At 72.5% G+C, this 17,323-nt stretch carries 14 protein-coding genes; all 14 read left to right on the plus strand.

The genetic code is table 11. The features are described 5' to 3' along the window. The first annotated feature begins 6 nt into the window (after positions 1-6). Genes ACZ60B_RS20815 through rfbC form a run of 14 tightly spaced genes read left to right on the plus strand, consistent with a single transcriptional unit; the run spans position 7 to position 17,319 of the window. On the plus strand, positions 7-2,205 hold the full coding sequence (locus ACZ60B_RS20815; protein WP_469388970.1) for a bi-domain-containing oxidoreductase: 2,199 nt from the start codon (positions 7-9) through the stop codon (positions 2,203-2,205). Continuing rightward, on the plus strand, positions 2,202-4,181 hold the full coding sequence (locus tag ACZ60B_RS20820; protein WP_469388972.1) for a heparinase II/III family protein: 1,980 nt from the start codon (positions 2,202-2,204) through the stop codon (positions 4,179-4,181). Before ACZ60B_RS20815 ends, ACZ60B_RS20820 begins: the two co-directional genes overlap by 4 nt. A 13-nt stretch (positions 4,182-4,194) precedes the next feature. Next, the gene (locus tag ACZ60B_RS20825; RefSeq protein ID WP_469388973.1) at positions 4,195-5,715 is read left to right on the plus strand and encodes a right-handed parallel beta-helix repeat-containing protein; all 1,521 of its coding nucleotides are present in this window, start codon (positions 4,195-4,197) and stop codon (positions 5,713-5,715) included. A 1-nt stretch (position 5,716) separates the two neighbouring features. Further along, the gene (locus tag ACZ60B_RS20830) at positions 5,717-6,991 is read left to right on the plus strand and encodes an O-antigen ligase domain-containing protein (protein WP_469388975.1); all 1,275 of its coding nucleotides are present in this window, start codon (positions 5,717-5,719) and stop codon (positions 6,989-6,991) included. Between the two features lies 1 nt (position 6,992). Beyond that, positions 6,993-8,261 (plus strand): glycosyltransferase, encoded by a 1,269-nt coding sequence (locus ACZ60B_RS20835; RefSeq protein ID WP_469388977.1) that lies wholly within the window; start codon positions 6,993-6,995, stop codon positions 8,259-8,261. Then, the gene (locus ACZ60B_RS20840; RefSeq protein ID WP_469388979.1) at positions 8,261-9,496 is read left to right on the plus strand and encodes a class I SAM-dependent methyltransferase; all 1,236 of its coding nucleotides are present in this window, start codon (positions 8,261-8,263) and stop codon (positions 9,494-9,496) included. Before ACZ60B_RS20835 ends, ACZ60B_RS20840 begins: the two co-directional genes overlap by 1 nt. After that, positions 9,493-10,323, plus strand: coding sequence for a glycosyltransferase family protein (locus tag ACZ60B_RS20845; RefSeq protein ID WP_469388981.1), 831 nt, complete (start codon positions 9,493-9,495; stop codon positions 10,321-10,323). The genes ACZ60B_RS20840 and ACZ60B_RS20845 overlap by 4 nt, the downstream gene beginning before the upstream one ends. Further along, positions 10,320-10,967, plus strand: a complete 648-nt coding sequence (locus ACZ60B_RS20850) for a PIG-L deacetylase family protein (RefSeq protein WP_469388983.1) — start codon at positions 10,320-10,322, stop codon at positions 10,965-10,967. Before ACZ60B_RS20845 ends, ACZ60B_RS20850 begins: the two co-directional genes overlap by 4 nt. 3 nt (positions 10,968-10,970) lie before the next feature. Continuing rightward, positions 10,971-11,996 (plus strand): NAD-dependent epimerase/dehydratase family protein, encoded by a 1,026-nt coding sequence (locus ACZ60B_RS20855; protein WP_469388985.1) that lies wholly within the window; start codon positions 10,971-10,973, stop codon positions 11,994-11,996. A 32-nt stretch (positions 11,997-12,028) separates the two neighbouring features. Continuing rightward, the gene (locus ACZ60B_RS20860) at positions 12,029-13,282 is read left to right on the plus strand and encodes a DUF4910 domain-containing protein (RefSeq protein WP_469388987.1); all 1,254 of its coding nucleotides are present in this window, start codon (positions 12,029-12,031) and stop codon (positions 13,280-13,282) included. Between the two features lie 5 nt (positions 13,283-13,287). After that, positions 13,288-14,598, plus strand: coding sequence for a hypothetical protein (locus tag ACZ60B_RS20865; RefSeq protein ID WP_469388989.1), 1,311 nt, complete (start codon positions 13,288-13,290; stop codon positions 14,596-14,598). Further along, positions 14,595-15,542: a glycosyltransferase family 2 protein gene (locus tag ACZ60B_RS20870; protein ID WP_469388991.1), complete on the plus strand. Its 948-nt coding sequence runs from the start codon at positions 14,595-14,597 to the stop codon at positions 15,540-15,542. Before ACZ60B_RS20865 ends, ACZ60B_RS20870 begins: the two co-directional genes overlap by 4 nt. Next, complete coding sequence (locus tag ACZ60B_RS20875; RefSeq protein WP_469388993.1) at positions 15,539-16,771, plus strand: polysaccharide pyruvyl transferase family protein; 1,233 nt, start codon at positions 15,539-15,541, stop codon at positions 16,769-16,771. Before ACZ60B_RS20870 ends, ACZ60B_RS20875 begins: the two co-directional genes overlap by 4 nt. Then, on the plus strand, positions 16,768-17,319 hold the full coding sequence (rfbC, locus tag ACZ60B_RS20880) for a dTDP-4-dehydrorhamnose 3,5-epimerase (protein WP_469388995.1): 552 nt from the start codon (positions 16,768-16,770) through the stop codon (positions 17,317-17,319). Before ACZ60B_RS20875 ends, rfbC begins: the two co-directional genes overlap by 4 nt. Positions 17,320-17,323 lie beyond the last annotated feature (4 nt).

Raw genomic sequence — 17,323 nt, forward strand, 5'->3', positions numbered from 1 at the left:
ACTTCGGTGAAACAGGTCGTACAGAACTACAAGAGCGGCGAGCTCGCGCTGCTCGACGTGCCGGTCCCCGGGTGCAAGCCCGACGGTGTGCTGGTGCGGACCGCCTTCTCGCTGATCTCCACCGGCACCGAGCTGATGAAGGTGTCCGAGGCCGGCATGTCGATGCTGGGCAAGGCCCGGTCCCGGCCGGACCAGGTGGCCAAGGTCGTGCAGAGCGTGGCCACCAACGGGGTGCCCGCCACCTACCGCAAGGTGATGGGCAAGCTGGACTCCTACACCCCGCTCGGCTACTCGCTGTGCGGGGTGGTCGAGCAGGTCGGCGCCGGGATCGACGACGTGAAGGTCGGCGATCTGGTGGCCTGCGCCGGCAACGAGCACGCGCTGCACGCCGAGTTGAACTGGGTGCCGAAGAACCTCTACGCGCCGGTACCGGACGGCCTCGCGCCGCGGCACGCGGCCTTCGGCACCGTCGGGTCGATCGCGTTGCAGGGCGTCCGCCAGGGCGAGTCGCGGCTCGGCGAGGTGGCGCTGGTCATCGGCCTCGGGCTGATCGGGCAGCTGGTGGTGCAGCTGCTGACCGCCTCGGGGGTCCGCGTCGTCGGCGTCGACCCCGACCCGGCGCGCTGCGAGCTCGCCGAGCGGCTGGGCGCGGCGGCCTGCGGCGACCCCGCCTCCGCTGCCGTCGAGGCGGCCGTCGCCGAACTCACCGACGGTCATGGCGTGGACCAGGTGTACCTGGCCGCGGGCGGCGCCGGCAACCAGCCCGTGGAGCTGGCGGCGCGGCTGAGCCGGGACCGCGGCCGGGTCGTCGACATCGGCAAGTGCCGCCTCGACCTGCCGTGGAACGCGTACTACGAGAAGGAGCTCGACGTACGGTTCTCCCGCAGTTACGGCCCCGGGCGCTACGACCCGGCGTACGAGCTGGAGGGGCGGGACTACCCGATCGGCTATGTGCGCTGGACCGAGCGCCGCAACCTGGCGTGCTTCCTCGACCTCGTCGCCCGCGGCCGCGTCGACGTGGAGCCCCTGGTCTCCCACGTCGCCGACTTCGACGACGCCGTCGAGACGTACCGGAGCCTGAAGGACGGCGAACTGAAGGCCGTGGCCGTGCTGTTCCGCTACCCCGAGCAGGCGGTGGAGGCCGAGGCCCCGGCGGTGACCGTGCCCGAGGTCAAGCGGACCGGCGCCCAAGTGCCCACGGCGGCCCGGGCCGTCAGGTCGCCGGTGCGTCTCGCGTTCGTCGGCGCGGGCAACTACGCCACGTCGATGCTGCTGCCGCACCTGGCCCAGCGCGACGGCGTCGAGCTGTCCACGGTGGTGACCACGACGGCGCTGTCCGCGGCCAACGCGCAGCGCAAGTTCGGCTTCGCCGAGGCGACCACCGATCTCGACGCCGTGCTCGGCGACAAGTCCGTCGACGCGGTGTTCGTGGTCACCCGGCACAGCTCGCACGCCGACCTGACCCGCAAGGCGCTGCTGGCCGGCAAGACGGTGTTCGTGGAGAAGCCGCTGGCGCTCACCGAGGACGAACTGGCGGGCGTGCTGGCCGCGGTGGAGGAGTCCGGCAACGACCGGATCCAGGTGGGCTTCAACCGCCGGTTCGCGCCGCTGTTGCAGGAGGCCCGAACGCGCTTCGGCACCCGGACCGGTCCGGCGAACCTGCGCTACCTGGTCAACGCGGGCCGCCTGGACCACGGCAGCTGGTACCTCCGACAGGGCACCGAGGGCTCGCGGTTCGCCGGCGAGGGCGGACACTTCATCGACACGGCGAGCTGGCTGCTCGACGCCGATCCGGTCTCGGTGTACGCGGTCGCCGCGCCCGGCAACGACGACCTCCAGGTCGTACTGCGCTACCCGGACGGGTCCACCGCCACCATCAGCTACGTCACCACCGGCGCGCCCGGCTTCCCCAAGGAGACGCTGGACCTGGTCGCGGACGGCAAGGTGCTGCGGCTCGACGACTTCGTCCGCGCCTCGCTGTATTTCGACGGCAAGGCCGGCCGTAAGCGGTGGGTCAGTTCACGGCTGCCCAAGGCCCGGGACAAGGGCCAGTCCGCCGAACTGGCCGCGTTCGTCAAGGCCGTGCGGACCGGCGGTCCGATGCCGGTGCCGCTGGAGTCGCTGGTCGCCACCACCGCGGCCACCCTCGCCGTGCAGGCCGGTCTGGCCGGCGGCGCGCCGGTGACGTTGGCGAGTGCCCGATGACTGTGATCTCGGGGAGTGCGGGCTGGTACCTGCGGCGGCTGTCCCGGATGGGACCGCGGGAGGTCGGCGGCCGGGTCGGCGACACGGTGCGAAGACGCCGCTGGCGGTCGGCGCGGCCGGTCGCCCCGAGCGTGACCGGCGCCCGGTTCACCGCGGTGCTGCCCGCCGGGACGCTCGCCGCGGTGCCGCCGGACGCCGCGAAGCGTCTGGTCGCCGAGGCGGACCGGCTGCTGGACGGGCACGTCGAGTACTTCGGCGTGGCACGCGAGGACCTGGCCGACCCGAACTGGTGGTACGACCCGAAGACCGGGCGCCGGGCTCCATGGGGCTACGCCTTCGACGTGCCGTACCGCGACGAGGACGCGGTCGGGGACATCAAGCAGATCTGGGAGCTGTCCCGGCACCACTACCTCACCGTGCTCGCCGCCGCCTACGCGGTCACCGAGGACGAGCGGTACGCCGAGCGGGTGGCCGCGCACCTGCGGTCGTGGTGGGCGGCCAACGCGCCGCTGCGCGGGGTGCACTGGACCAGCGGCATCGAGCTGGGCATCCGGCTGCTGTCCTGGGTGTGGATCCGCCGACTGCTCGACGGCTGGCCGGGCGCGGCCGCGCTGTTCGAGGACAACCCGGTGGCGCTGCGCCAGATCTGGCACCACCAGCGCTGGCTGGCCGCCTTCCCCAGCCGGGGGTCCTCGGCGAACAACCACGTCGTCGCCGAGACCGCCGGGCAGTTCGCCGCGGCCTGCGCGTTCGACTGGTTCCCCGACTCGGCGCGCTGGCGGGCCGACGCGCTGCGGTCACTGGATCGGAATCTGCGGGCCAACACCTTCGGCTCCGGCCTCAACCGCGAGCTGGCCACCGAGTACCACGGACTGGTGCTGGAGCTCGGGCTGGCCGCGCTGGCCGAGGCGGACACCGCGGGCGTGCAGGTCCCCGCGTCGGTCCGGCTGGTGCTGCTGCGGATGACGGACGCGCTCGCGGCCGTCGTGGACAACCGGCTGCGGCCGCCGCGCCAGGGCGACGCGGACGACGGACACGGGCTGGTCGTGGACGGCGCGGGCACCGACCGCTGGGGCTCGCTGCTGGCCACCGGGGACGCCGTGTTCGGCCGGCTCGACTGGTGGCCGGAGGTGACCGGCACCGATGTGCGCACCCCGCTGCTGGCCGCGCTCGTCCGGCCGTACGCGAAGGACGGAACCGCACCGGCGGTGACCCGCCCGGCGAGCCGACCGGCCCATTTCTCCGACGCGGGCATGACCATCCTGCGTGGTCCGGAGCAGCTCTGGGTGCGCTGCGACGGTGGTCCGCACGGGTTCCTCTCCATCGCCGCGCACGCCCACGCGGACGCCCTGTCCGTGGAGGTCCGGCACGACGGGGTCGACGTGCTCGCCGACCCGGGGACGTACTGCTACCACGGGCAGCCCGAGTGGCGGCGGTACTTCCGCTCCACCCTCGGCCACAACACCCTGGAGCTGGACGGCGCCGACCAGTCCGTCTCCGGCGGCCCGTTCCTGTGGACCCGGCACGCCCGCAGCCGCGTCCTGGCCGCGGACCCGTCCGGTGCCGCCGACGGGGGGACGGCCCGCTGGTGCGCCGAACACGACGGCTACCAGCACTCCGTGCACCGCCGGCAGGTGGAACTGACGGCCGCGAGCCAGGAGTTGAAGGTGGTCGACGAGGTGCGCGGCGACCGCCGGACCGCCGTGCGCCTGGCGTTCCACCTCGGTCCGGCGGTCGCCGCGGACCTGGTGGGAAACCGGGCCCGGCTGACCTGGACCCGGGACGGCGAGGACCGCTCCGCTCAGCTCGACCTGCCAGGGGAGCTGAGCTGGCAGGCGCACCGCGGCGAGAGCGGACCGCCGCTGGGCTGGTACTCCCCCGGCTTCGGACGCAAGGAGCCCGCCACCACGCTGCTCGGCACCGGTTTCGTCGACGGCACGCGGGAGTTCACCACCGTACTCAGGTTCCACGGCTAGGGGGGAAGGACGCTTGGGGATCAACTGGCGGCGCTGGGCGCTGCCGGCTGCACTGCTGGCGCTGGCCCTGCCGACGGCGACCGGCTGCAAGAGCACGCCGGACGCGCTGCCGAAGCCGACCGCCGCGCCGACCGCGGCCGTGGCCCGGGTGTGCGCCGAGCCCGCGGCCGGGCCGGCGACGGCGCCGGCGGGCGCGGTGACGGTCGACCCCGCGGTGACCGGCGACCTGGCCGCGAAGACCAGGAGCAGCCCCCCGAACACCACGTTCTGGCTGCGGCCCGGCAAGCACAGGCTCGACCGGGACCGCTACGCCCAGGTCGTCCCCAAGAAGGGGGACGTCTACCTCGGCGCGCCGGGCGCGGTCCTCGACGGCCGCAGGACCAACCAGTACGCGTTCGCCGGTACCGCCCCGGACGTCACCATCCGCTATCTGACCGTGCAGGGTTTCGTCGCCCCGCAGAACGAGGGCGTGGTCAACCACGACTCGGCCGACGGGTGGGTGATCGAGCACGCGATGATCCGGAACAACTCCGGCGCCGGGCTGATGGCCGGTACCCGCCAGCAGGTCCGCGCCAGCTGTCTGCGCGCCAACGGCCAGTACGGCATGAACGCGTACAAGGGCAGCGGCCGGATCAGCGGGCTGGTCCTGGAGGGCAACGAGATCACGGGCAACAACACCGACGACTGGGAGCGCAAGCAGGAGGGCTGCGGCTGCACCGGGGGCGTGAAGTTCTGGGCCGTCGACGGCGCCGACGTACGCGGCAACTGGGTGCACGACAACCGCGGAACCGGGTTGTGGGCGGACACCAACAACAACGACTTCCTCATCGAGGACAACGTGCTCGAAGCCAACGACGGTGCCGCGCTGATCTACGAGACCAGCTACAACGCGGTCGTCCGGGGGAACACGATCCGGCGCAACAACTGGGTCGAGGGCCGCAAGTACGCCGAGCGCGGCGACACCTTCCCGTTCGCGACCGTCTACCTGTCCGAGTCCGGCGGCGAACCACGGGTCCACGCCCGCACGGACAAGATCGACGTGTATCGCAACGTGCTGGAGAACAACTGGTCCGGGATCACCCTGTGGGAGAACGCCGACCGGTTCTGCAACAGCCCGGCCAACACCTCCTCCGGTGACTGCACGTTGCTGGTGAACGACATGAAGCGCTGCGCACAGCCGGCGATCGACACGGCGCCGCTGTACGCCGACTGCCGGTGGAAGACCCAGCGGGTGGACATCCACGACAACCGCTTCGTGCTGGACAAGTCCGTCGTCGACTGCACGGTCAAGTGCGACCGCATGGCGGTGCTGGCCAACTACGGCACGTATCCGGACTGGTCGCCGTACCAGGGCGAGCGGGTGGCCGAGGCGATCACCCGCACGCAGCACAACCGCTGGCACGACAACGTCTACGTCGGACCGTGGAGCTTCGTCGCCCACGACCCGAGCCGGATCCTCGACTCCCGGCAGTGGCAGGCCGCGCCGTACCGGCAGGACGCGGGCAGCACCTTCCGCGCCCAGGAAGGTGGTTGAGATGCGCGCGGACCACACGCCGAACAGCGCGGACCGCATACCGAAGACCGCGGGCCGCACGCCGAAGATCGTCGGAACCGTCTGGGGACTGCTGATCCTCAACACGCTCGGCTCCGCCGGGGCGAAGACCATCGTCCCGCTGCCCCGCTCCCTCATCCAGATGGTCACCATGGGCGCGCTGGTCACGGCGTTCGCGCTGGCCCTCGCGGTCAACCCCCGGGTGCGCATCCGGCCCAGCGCCTTCGTGTTCCTGCTCACCCTGTTGCTGCTGCTGAGCGTGATCTCCAGCGCGAACCTGGAGTCGGGGTTCGGAGCGCTGTTCCGCTGCTTCCGGCTGGCTCTCTTCGTCGGCACGCTGTGGCTGCTCAGCCGCTGGTGGGACGGCGGCACGACGTTCGTCCGGCACCACATCCGGATGTATCTGGCGGTGCTCGGGACGGTGGCCGCCGGCCTGATCGCCTCACCGGGCGCGGCTCTGCCCGACCTCTACGGCGGACGGCTGGTCGGCGCCCTGTGGCCGCTCACCCCGCCGCAGATCGGACAGTACGCGGCGGTGATCATCGGGCTCACCGTGCTGCTCCTGCTGGGCCGGCAGACCGACCGGACCAGCGCGGCCGTGGTGATCGTGCCGTCGCTCGTCCTGCTCGCCCTGACCCACACCCGCACGGCCACGCTCGGCCTGCTCGTCGGACTCGCGCTGGCGATCGGCTCGCTCATCCTGACCAGCGGCGCCGCCCGCCGGTTCTTCACCCGGGCGGTGCTGATCGGCACGGTGGCCGCGGTGGGCTTCGCCTCCGCGTTGCAGACGTGGTTCCTGCGCGGACAGAGCCAGGAGAACTTCTCCAGCCTCACCGGCCGGGCCAAGGTCTGGCACGCCCTGCTGATCGAGCCCCGCACGACCACGCGGTTCCTGTTCGGCGCCGGCCTGGGCGACAAGTCGTTCGACGGGCTGCCGATCGACAACAGCTGGCTGGCCGTCTACAACGAGCAGGGACTGATCGGCGTCGTCCTGGTGGCGGCGGTCGTCCTGGTGCTGGGCGGCGTCGCACTGCTGCGGCCGCCGTCCCTGGCCAGGGCCTGCGCCATCTTCCTGATCAGCTACTGCGCGATCGCGTCCTACACCGAGGCCGGACTGGGCGACGCCTCGCCGTATCTGCTGCACCTGACCGTGGCCGCCTCGCTGCTGGCGACGCCCGCCGCGGCCACTTCCCGCTCCACGCCCGAAGTCCCCCGCCGACGCGTCCCGCGCTGGGCCCAGAGATCGGAGGCGAGCTGAGATGCACGTCCTCGTGGTGCACAACCGCTACGCCTCGGCGCAGCCGAGCGGCGAGAACAAGGTGGTCGACCAGGAGGTGACGCTGCTGCGCGAGGGCGGCCACCGGGTCGAGCTGTTCGAGCGGCGCAGCGACACCATCGCCGCCCGGTCCCTGCCGTCCAAGGCCGCACTGCCGCTGCTGGTGCCCTGGAACCCGGCGGTCCGCAAGGAGCTCGCCGCGAAGCTGCGCGCCGAGCGGCCGGACGTGGTGCACGTCCACAACGTCTTCCCGCTGCTGTCGCCCGCGGTGCTGGCCGCCTGCGCCGACGCGAGCGTGCCCGCCGTGGCCACGCTGCACAACTACACCCAGGTCTGCCCGCCCGGCACACTCCAGCGGGACGGCCGGCCGTGCACCGAGTGCGTCGGAGCCACACCGCTGCCCGCCGTCCGGCACGGCTGCTACCGGGACTCCCGGCTGGCGACCGTGCCGCTCGCGGTCAGCCTGTCGGTCAACCGGCGGCGGTGGTGGACCGGTGTGGAGCGGTTCTTCTGCATCTCCGAGGCGCAGCGCGAGGTCCTGGTGGGAGCCGGGATGCCGGCCGGGCGGCTGGCGGTGAAGCACAACTTCGTGCCCGAGCCGGGCGTCGTGCGCAGCGGCGCCGGTGAGCATCTGCTGTACCTCGGGCGGCTCGCGGAGGCCAAGGGCGTACGGCTGCTCATGGCCGCGTGGGACGAGATCGCCGCCGCCGGCGGGGTCGGGGTGCCGCTCGTGGTCGCGGGCACGGGACCGCTGGAGCGGGAGGTGACCGCCTGGGCGGCGGGCCGGGAGGACGTGCACTACGTCGGCCTGTACGACCAGGCGCAGTGCCGGCAGGCCATCGCGCGGTCGGTCGCCGTGGTGGCCCCCTCCACCTGGCTGGAGGCGTTCGGCCTGGTGGTCGTGGAGGCGATGGCGGCGGGGGTCCCGGCGGTCGCCGCCGGGCACGGCGCCTTCGTGGAACTCGTCGAGGACGGGGTGACCGGGCTGCGGCACCTGCCGGGCGACGCCGGTTCGCTCGCGTCCTGTCTGCGCCGGATCACGACCGATCCGGAGCTCAACCGGGAGACGGGGCAGGCGGCCCGGCGCCGTTACGAGAAGGACTTCAGCCCGGCCGTCGGGCTGGAGCGCCTGCTGGAGGGGTACCGCTCCGCGATCGCGGGACGGTCCGGCGGCGGGGACAACCCGCCGCCGGTAGGGGAAAGAACAGGCTCGCCCGGGGTACACCCGGGCGAGCGGGATGGGGGAAGTTGATGACACGTTGCCGACTCTGCGGCGCGGGGTCACTCGCGAGCGTCGTCGATCTGGGGGCGACCCCGCCGTGCGAGAGCTTTCTCGCCGCGGACCGACTGGACCGGCCCGAGCCCGCGTACCCGCTGCACCTGCGCGTCTGCACCGACTGCTGGCTCGCGCAGATCCCGCCGCTGATCACACCGGAGGAGACCTTCAGCGAGTACGCGTACTTCTCCTCCTTCTCGACCTCCTGGGTGGAGCACGCGCGGACGTTCGTCGACGGCGCCGTCGAGCGGCTGGGGCTGGGCACCGACGCCTTCGTGGTCGAGGTCGCCAGCAACGACGGCTATCTGCTGAAGCACGTGGTGGACCGCGGGATCCGCTGCCTGGGCATCGAGCCCTCGGTGAACGTCGGCGCGACGGCACGGGACTCCGGTGTGCCCACGCTCACGGAGTTCCTGTCCCCGGACACCGGCTCGGCCGTCCGCGCCGAACACGGCCCGGCGGACCTGGTCGTGGCCAACAACGTGTACGCGCACATCCCCGACGTGGTCGGCTTCACCCAGGGGCTGCGCGCCCTGGTCGCCGACGACGGCTGGGTCTCCATCGAGGTGCAGCACCTGCTGACCCTGATCGAGGAGAACCAGTACGACACGATCTACCACGAGCACTTCCAGTACTACACGGTCGCCTCCGCGATCCGGGCCCTGGCGAGCGGCGGACTCGCCCTCGTGGACGTCGAGTTGCTGCCCACGCACGGCGGCTCCATCCGGCTGTGGGCCCGCCCGGCCGAGGCGGCCGGCGAGCCGTCCGCGCGGGTGGCCGAGGTGCTGGACCGGGAGAAGGCCGCCGGGCTCCAGGACCTGTCCGGGTACACCGAGTTCTCCGCCCGGGTGGCCAAGGTGCGCCGGGACCTGCTGCGGTTCCTCATCGACGCGGCCGAGCGCGGCGAGAGGGTCGTCGGCTACGGCGCCCCCGGCAAGGGCAACACCCTGCTCAACCACTGCGGCATCCGGCCCGACCTGCTCGCGTACACGGTCGACCGCAACCCCTACAAGCACGGCAGGTTCACCCCGGGCACCCGCATCCCGATCCTGGCGCCCGAGCGGATCGCCGCCGACAGGCCGGACTACGTCCTCGTCCTGCCGTGGAACCTGCGGGCCGAGCTGACCGAGCAGTTGTCCTTCGTGCACGAGTGGGGCGGCCGACTGGTCTTCCCCATACCGGAACTGAGCATTGTCGAGGTCGAGGCATGAAGGTCGTACTGTTCTGCGGCGGTTACGGGATGCGGATGCGCAACGGCACCTCCGACGACGTGCCCAAGCCGATGGCGATGGTCGGGCCGCGCCCGCTGATCTGGCATGTCATGCGCTACTACGCGCACTTCGGGCACACGGAGTTCATCCTCTGCCTCGGCTACGGCGCCCACCACATCAAGGACTTCTTCCTCAACTACGAGGAGACGACGTCCAACGACTTCGTGCTGCGCGGCGGGAGGACCGAGCTGCTGTCCACCGACATCGCCGACTGGACGATCACCTTCGCGCAGACCGGCATCGAGTCGCCGATCGGCGAGCGGCTGCGCCGGGTGCGCCACCACCTGGACGGCGACGAGATGTTCCTCGCCAACTACGCCGACGTGCTCACCGACGCCCCGCTGCCGAGGATGATCGACAACTTCGCCCGGCGCGACGCCGGGGCGTCGATGATGGTGGTGCCGCCGCAGTCCTCCTTCCACTGCGTGGACCTGGGCGAGGACGGCCTGGTGGGAGGCATCACCGCGGTCAGCGACATGCCGCTGTGGGAGAACGGCGGTTACTTCGTGCTGCGCCAGGAGGTCTTCGACCACATCCCGGAGAACGGGGACCTGGTCGCCGACGGCTGTGCCCAACTGGCCAAGCAGGGACGGCTGGTGGCGCACCAGCACCGCGGCTTCTGGAAGCCGACCGACACCGTGAAGGAGCGGGCCGCGCTCGACGAGGCCTACGCCCGCGGCGACCGCCCGTGGGCCGTCTGGGAACACGGCGGCACGGAGGCGTTCGTGCCCGGGAGCCGGGCCGGCGTCAAGGCGGGGACCGCGTGATCCGGCTCGGGGCCGAGCGCCTCGGCAGCATCGTCGCGGTGGGCGCGCACTGCGACGACATCGCCATCGGCGCCGGCGGAACACTGCTGGCGCTGTGCCTGGCGCGGCCGGGCATCCGCGTCGACGCGCTGGTGCTCTCCGGCGGTGGCGGCGAACGGGAGCAGGAGGAGCGGTCCGCGCTCGCCGCCTTCTGCCCGGGCGCCGATCTGCGGCTGACCGTGCACAAGCTGCCGGACGGCCGGCTGCCCGCGCACTGGGACGAGGCCAAGGGCGCGGTCGAGGAACTGCGCGGGCAGACCGAGCCGGATCTCGTGCTCGCCCCGCGCACCGAGGACGCGCACCAGGACCACCGCGGCCTGGCCAAGCTCATGACCACGGCGTTCCGCGACCATCTCGTGCTCGGCTACGAGATCGTCAAGTGGGACGGCGATCTCGGCCGTCCGGTGGTTTACCAGCCGCTGTCGCCGGAGATCGCCGAACAGAAGGTGCGGCTGCTCCAGGAGCACTATCCCTCGCAGCAGCACCGGCCCTGGTACGACCGGGAGGCCTTCCTGGGGCTGGCCCGGATCCGCGGTATCGAATGCAACGCGCGCTACGCCGAGGCGTTCGCGGTCACCAAACTCACTCTCGACCTGGGGGAATGAACCTTGCGCGTACTGCTGACCGGGCACCAGGGCTATCTGGGCACCGTCATGGCCCCGGTCCTCACGGCCGCCGGGCACGAGGTCGTCGGACTGGACTCCGGCCTGTTCGCCGACTGCGTGCTCGGCCCGACGCCCGCCGACCCGCCGGGGACGCGCGTCGACCTGCGCGATGTCACGGCCGAGCACGTGGCGGGGGTGGACGCCGTGATCCACCTGGCCGCGCTGTCCAACGACCCGCTGGGCTCGCTGGCGCCCGACCTCACCTACGACATCAACCACCACGCGTCCGTGAAGCTGGCCCGGCTGGCCCGCGAGGCCGGGGTGCGGCGCTTCCTGTACGCGTCGACGTGCTCGGTCTACGGAGCCGCGGGCGGCGACGAACTCGTGGCCGAGGACGCGCCGTTGCGGCCGGTGACACCGTACGCGGAGTCCAAGGTGCGGGTGGAGGACGACCTGCACGAGCTCGCCGACGGCGACTTCACCCCGGTGTACATGCGCAACGCCACCGCCTTCGGCTTCTCGCCCCGGCTGCGCGCCGACATCGTGCTGAACAACCTGGTGGGCCACGCCCTGCTCTCCGGCGAGGTGCTCGTCCTGTCCGACGGCACCCCCTGGCGCCCGCTGGTGCACGCCGCCGACATCGCGCGGGCCTTCACGGCCGCGCTGGACGCGCCGCGCGAGGCGGTGCACGACCGGGCGTTCAACATCGGCAGCGAGACCAACAACGTCACGGTCGCCGAGATCGCCGAGCAGGTCGCCGAGGCGGTGTCCGGCGCGAAGGTGGTGATCACCGGGGAGAACGGCGCCGACCCGCGGTCCTACCGGGTGGACTTCTCCCGGTTCCGTACGGCGATCCCCGGCTTCGACTGCGAATGGACGGTGAAGCGGGGCGCGCTCGAACTCGCCGACGCCTACCGCGAGCACGGGCTGACCCGGGAGAACTTCGAGCAGCGCTTCACCCGGCTCGCCGTGCTGCGCGCGGCCTCCGACGCGGGCGCCGTCGACGACACCCTGCGGTGGCGCCGGTGACCACTCGTGCAAAAAGAGGTGCCGGCGAGGAGATGCACGAACTGGTGCGGCGGATGTACCCGCTGTGCCGGAGCATCACCGGCGACGGGGTGCGCGCCACCCTGGACATCGTCGGCGAGTACATCCCGCTCACGGTGCACGAGGTGCCGACGGGTACGCAGGTGCTCGACTGGACGGTGCCCCAGGAGTGGAACATCCGGGACGCGTACATCGCCGACGGCACGGGCAGGCGGATCGTCGACCTCGCCGCGTCCAGCCTGCACGTGCTCGGCTACAGCGTGCCGGTGTCGGCGACCGTGCCGCTGTCCGAGCTGCGCGCACACCTGCACACCCTGCCGGAGCACCCGTCCTGGGTGCCGTACCGCACCAGTTACTACAAGCCGGAGTGGGGGTTCTGCCTGGCCCAGGAGACCCTGGACGCGATGCCGGACGGCGAGTACGAGGTGTGCGTCGACTCCACGCTCGCCGACGGCCACCTCACCTACGCCGAGCATGTGGTCCCCGGCCAGGTGGCGGACGAGGTGATCGTCTCCTGCCATGTCTGCCACCCGTCGCTGGCCAACGACAACCTGGCCGGCATCGCGGTGGCGACGTATCTCGCGCGGGCGCTGGCGGAGCAGACGCCGTACTACACCTACCGGTTCATCTTCGCGCCCGGCACCATCGGGGCGATCACCTGGCTCGCCCGCAACGTGGAGCGGATCGACCGGGTCAGGCACGGGCTGGTGCTGGCCTGCGCCGGGGACCGGGGCGACCTGACGTACAAGCAGAGCAGGCGCGGCGACGCGGAGATCGACCGGGTGCTGCGGCACGTACTGACCGACTCCGAACGCCCGCACCGGATCGACGAGTTCACCCCGTACGGCTACGACGAGCGGCAGTACTGCTCCCCCGGGTTCGATCTCGGTGTGGGCTCGCTCAGCCGGACCCCGTACGCCGGGTACCCCGAGTACCACACCTCGGCGGACGACCCGGACTTCGTCTCCCCGGAGGCGATGGCGGACACCCTCGCCGTCTGCCGCGAGGCGTTCGCCGTCCTGGACCGCAACCGGCGGTACGTCAACCTCAGCCCGTACGGCGAGCCGCAGTTGGGCCGCCGGGGGCTGTACGACTCGCTGGGCGGCCGCAGCGACGCGAAGCAGGCGCAGATGGCCATGCTGTGGGTGCTCAGCCTCGCCGACGGCGAGCACACGCTGCTGGACGTCGCCGAGCGCTCCGGGCTGCCGTTCGACACCGTCGCCGCGGCGGCCGACGCGCTGCACGGCGCCGAACTGATCAAGGCGTGACGCCGATGACCACCGAGGGGGAGATGACGACGGCGCCGGAGGCACCGGCCGAACGCGCCGGGGGGACCGCCAAGCGGGCCATGTTCGGCCGGCTGTCCTGGGGGCTGGCCGACCAGGCGGCCTCCAGCGCGTCCAACTTCGTGGTGGGGATCTATGTGGCCCGCTCGCTGGGACCCACCGCCTTCGGTGTGTTCAGCCTGGCCTGGGTGACCTACGGCGTCGTGCTCAACGTGTCACGCGGGCTGGCCACCGACCCGCTCGTGGTGCGCTTCAGCGGTGTGCCGGAGGCGTCCTGGCGGGGGGCGGTGGCCCGCTCGACGGGTACCGCCCTCGGCGTCGGCACCGCCCTCGGCGCGGTGTGCCTGGTGGCCGGTCTCGGCATCGGCGGCAGCGTCGGACCGGCGTTCGCCGTCCTCGGCGTCGTGCTGCCCGCGCTGCTGCTCCAGGACGCCTGGCGGTACTCCTTCTTCGCCGCCGGCGCCGGGCGGAAGGCGTTCGTCAACGACGTCGTGTGGGGCGTCGCGCTCGTCCCGGCCATGGTGGTGGCGGCCCATGTGGGCAGCGTGGCCGCCTTCGTGTTCGCCTGGGGCGGCTCCGCCGCGGTGGCCGCGGCGTACGGCTGGCTCCAGTCCGGCATCCGGCCCCGGACGACCGGGGCGCCCGGGTGGATGCGCGAGCAGCGCGACCTCGGCTACCGGTACCTGGTCGAGAACGTCGGCCTCAGCGGCGCGTACCAGCTGCGGGCGTACGGCCTCGGCGTGATCGTCGGGGTCGGCTCGGTGGGTGCGGTCCGGGGCGCCGAACTGCTGCTCGGCCCGTTCCTCGCCGTGCTGATGGGACTGTCGCTGGTCACCGTCGCCGAGGCGGCCCGGGTGCTGAAGCGGGCCCCGCACCGGCTGGGGAAGTTCTGCCTCCTCCTCGGCGCCGGGCAGGCCGGCGCGTGCGTGCTCTGGGGCGCGGCTCTGCTGCTGATGCCGGACCGGCTCGGCGAGCTCGTCCTCGGCGACGTCTGGCACTCCGCCGCCCAGCTCATCGTGCCGGCCACGCTCGGTGTCGCGGGCGCCAGCCTCGGCACCGGCGCGGCGGCCGGACTGCGCGCGCTCGGCGCGGCCCGGCGCAGCCTGCGCTGCCAGATGTTCGCGTCCGTCTGCTACGCCGGCGGCGGCCTCGGCGGGGCGGTCCTGGCCGGCACGGTCGGCTCGTCCTGGGGCGTCGCCGCCGCGACCCTCACCAGCTCCGCCGTGTGGTGGCTGCAGTTGCGCTCCGCCCTGCGCGAGCAACGTCAAGACCCGATCCGCGAAGTGAGGACGACATGACCGCCCATCCCCGGCTGAGCATCGGGCTGCCCGTGTACAACGGCGAGGAGTACCTGGCCGAGTCGTTCGACGCCCTGCTCGGCCAGACCTACGAGGACTTCGAGCTGGTCGTCTCCGACAACGCCTCGACCGACGGGACCGAGGACATCTGCCGCCGGTACGCGGCGAAGGACTCCCGCATCCGCTACCTGCGGCTGCCCCGCAACATCGGCGCGACGCCCAACCACAACCTGGTGCTCGCCGAGTCCCGGGGCGAGCTGTTCAAGTGGGCCTCGCACGACGACCTGTACGGCCGCGACCTGCTGCGGGTCTGCGTGGAGGCGCTGGACGAGCGCCCGGAGATGATCCTCGCGCACACCGGTCAGGCGGTCATCGACGGCGACGCCCGCGTGAAGGTCCCCTACGAGTACGGTCTCGCCACCGACTCGCCGCACGCCCCGGAGCGCTTCCGCAGTCTGCTGTTCGAACCCGGCGGCGACGACTTCTACGGGGTGATGCGGACCGACGTGCTGCGCCGCGTGAAACCGATGGACAGCTACCACCACGCGGACCGCACCTACGTCGCCGAGATCACTCTGCACGGGCCCTTCCACCAGGTGCCGGAGGTGCTGTACTTCCGCCGCGACCACCCCACCCGCGCCGAGCGGGCCAACCCCAGCAAGCGCTCCCGGTGCGTCAACCTGGACCCGCGCCGGGCGGGCGCGCTGCACCCGACGCCCCGGCTGCTCGCCGAGTACGTCTGGGGCTTCGCCTCGGCGATCCGGCGGGCGCCGCTGTCCCCGGCCGACCGGCGCGCGTGCTTCCGCCACCTCGCCGCGTGGATGACCAGCCGGGTCCGGCCGGGCGCCGGCGAGCGGGTCGAGGACCGCGCCCCGGTCGCCCAGGAACGGCTCGCCGTCTCCGTCGACGCCCTGGTCGCCGGCCGGGAGGGCAGGCAGTCATGACACCCGCGGACGAAAGGCCGGTGCGGGTCGGGGTGTTCGGCCTGCTCGGCTCCGGCAACCTCGGCAACGACGGGTCCCTCGAGGCCGTCCTCGGGTACCTCCGGGACAGGCACCCGGAGGCGGCCGTGGACGCGCTGTGCGGCGGGCCCGAGGCCGTCACGGCCCGGTACGGGATACCCGCGACGCGGCTGCACTGGTACCGCGGGGAGTACCGGACCGCGTCACGGGTCGGCGCGGTCGCGGGGAAGGGCCTCGGCAAGCTCGTCGACGTCTTCCGCACCGCCGCCTGGGTGCGCGGGCACGACGTGGTGATCGTCCCGGGCATGGGTGTCCTGGAGGCCACGCTGCCGCTGCGGCCGTGGGGCTTCCCGTACGCGCTGTTCCTGCTCTGCGCGTCCGGCCGGCTGTCCGGCGCCAAGGTGGCGCTGGTCGGCGTCGGCGCCGCTCCGATCGGCAACCGGGCGACCCGGACCCTGGTGCGCTGGTCGGCGCGGCTGGCCGCGTACCGGTCGTACCGGGACGCCCCGTCCCGCGACGCGATGCGGGCGATGGGCGTGGACACCGCGCGCGACGAGGTCCACCCGGACCTCGCGTTCTCCCTGCCCGCGCCGCCCGCGGGCGCGCCCTCGGACCCGCCGGGCCCGGTCTGCGTCGGTGTCATGGCCTTCCACGGCAGCGACGACGACCGTGCCCGGGCCGAGGAGATCCACCGGCGCTACCTCGACGGCACGACCCGGTTCGTCCGGACCCTGGTCGAGGAGGGCAGGCAGGTCCGGCTGATCACCGGTGACGACGTCGACGCGACGGTGGTGTCCGCGATCCTCGACGCGGTGGACTCACCGCTGGTCACCGTCGCCGAGCCGGCCTCGCTGGCCGACGTGATGAAGGAGATGGCGGCCGCCGACAGTGTGGTGGCGACCCGCTACCACAACCTGATCTGCGCGCTGAAGGCCGGCACACCGACGCTCGCGCTCAGCTACGCGGCGAAGAGCGACGCGCTCATGGCCGGTATGGGGCTGGGCGCTTACTGCCACCCGGCCCGCGAGGTCGACGCCGACCGGCTGCTCGAACAGTTCCGGGAGCTGGAGAAGAACTCGGCGGACACGCGGCGGATCCTCGCCGAGCGCAACGAGGACGCCGTCCGGCACCTCGACCGCCAGTTCACCGCTCTGACAACGGCCCTGTTCCCGGCGGCCGACAACGCCCACGCCCTGCGGGAGACCTCATGAGAGCGACCGAAGTCCCGGCGATCACCGGTGCGTTCCTCTTCGAGCCGACACCGTACGCCGACGAACGCGGCTTCTTCTGCCGCACCTTCGACGCCGACGTGGTCCGCTCGGTGGGCCTCGACCCCGACGCCTTCATCCAGGACAGCGTGTCCCGTTCGGTCCGGGGCGTGCTGCGCGGGCTGCACCTGCGTTCCGGCGCGGGCGAGGCCAAGCTGGTGCGGTGCTCGTACGGGAGGATCTTCGACGTCGTCGTGGACCTGCGGACGGACTCGCCGACGTACCGCAACGTGGCCACCTTCGAGTTGTCCGGCGAGACGCAGGTGACCCTGTACATCCCGGCGGGGTGCGCGCACGGCTTCCAGGCGCTGACCGACACCGCCGACACCTCGTACCGGATCGACCGCCCGCACGATCCGTCCGAGGACGTGACGATCGCCTTCGACGACCCGGAGCTCGCCATCGCCTGGCCGCTGCCGGTCACCTCGATGTCCCAACGGGACCGGGAGGCGCCGAGCCTCGCCGAAGTCCTGAAGCACACAGAAAGTTGAGGTA

The sequence above is a fragment of the Streptomyces sp. NPDC104096 genome, from assembly GCF_055584385.1.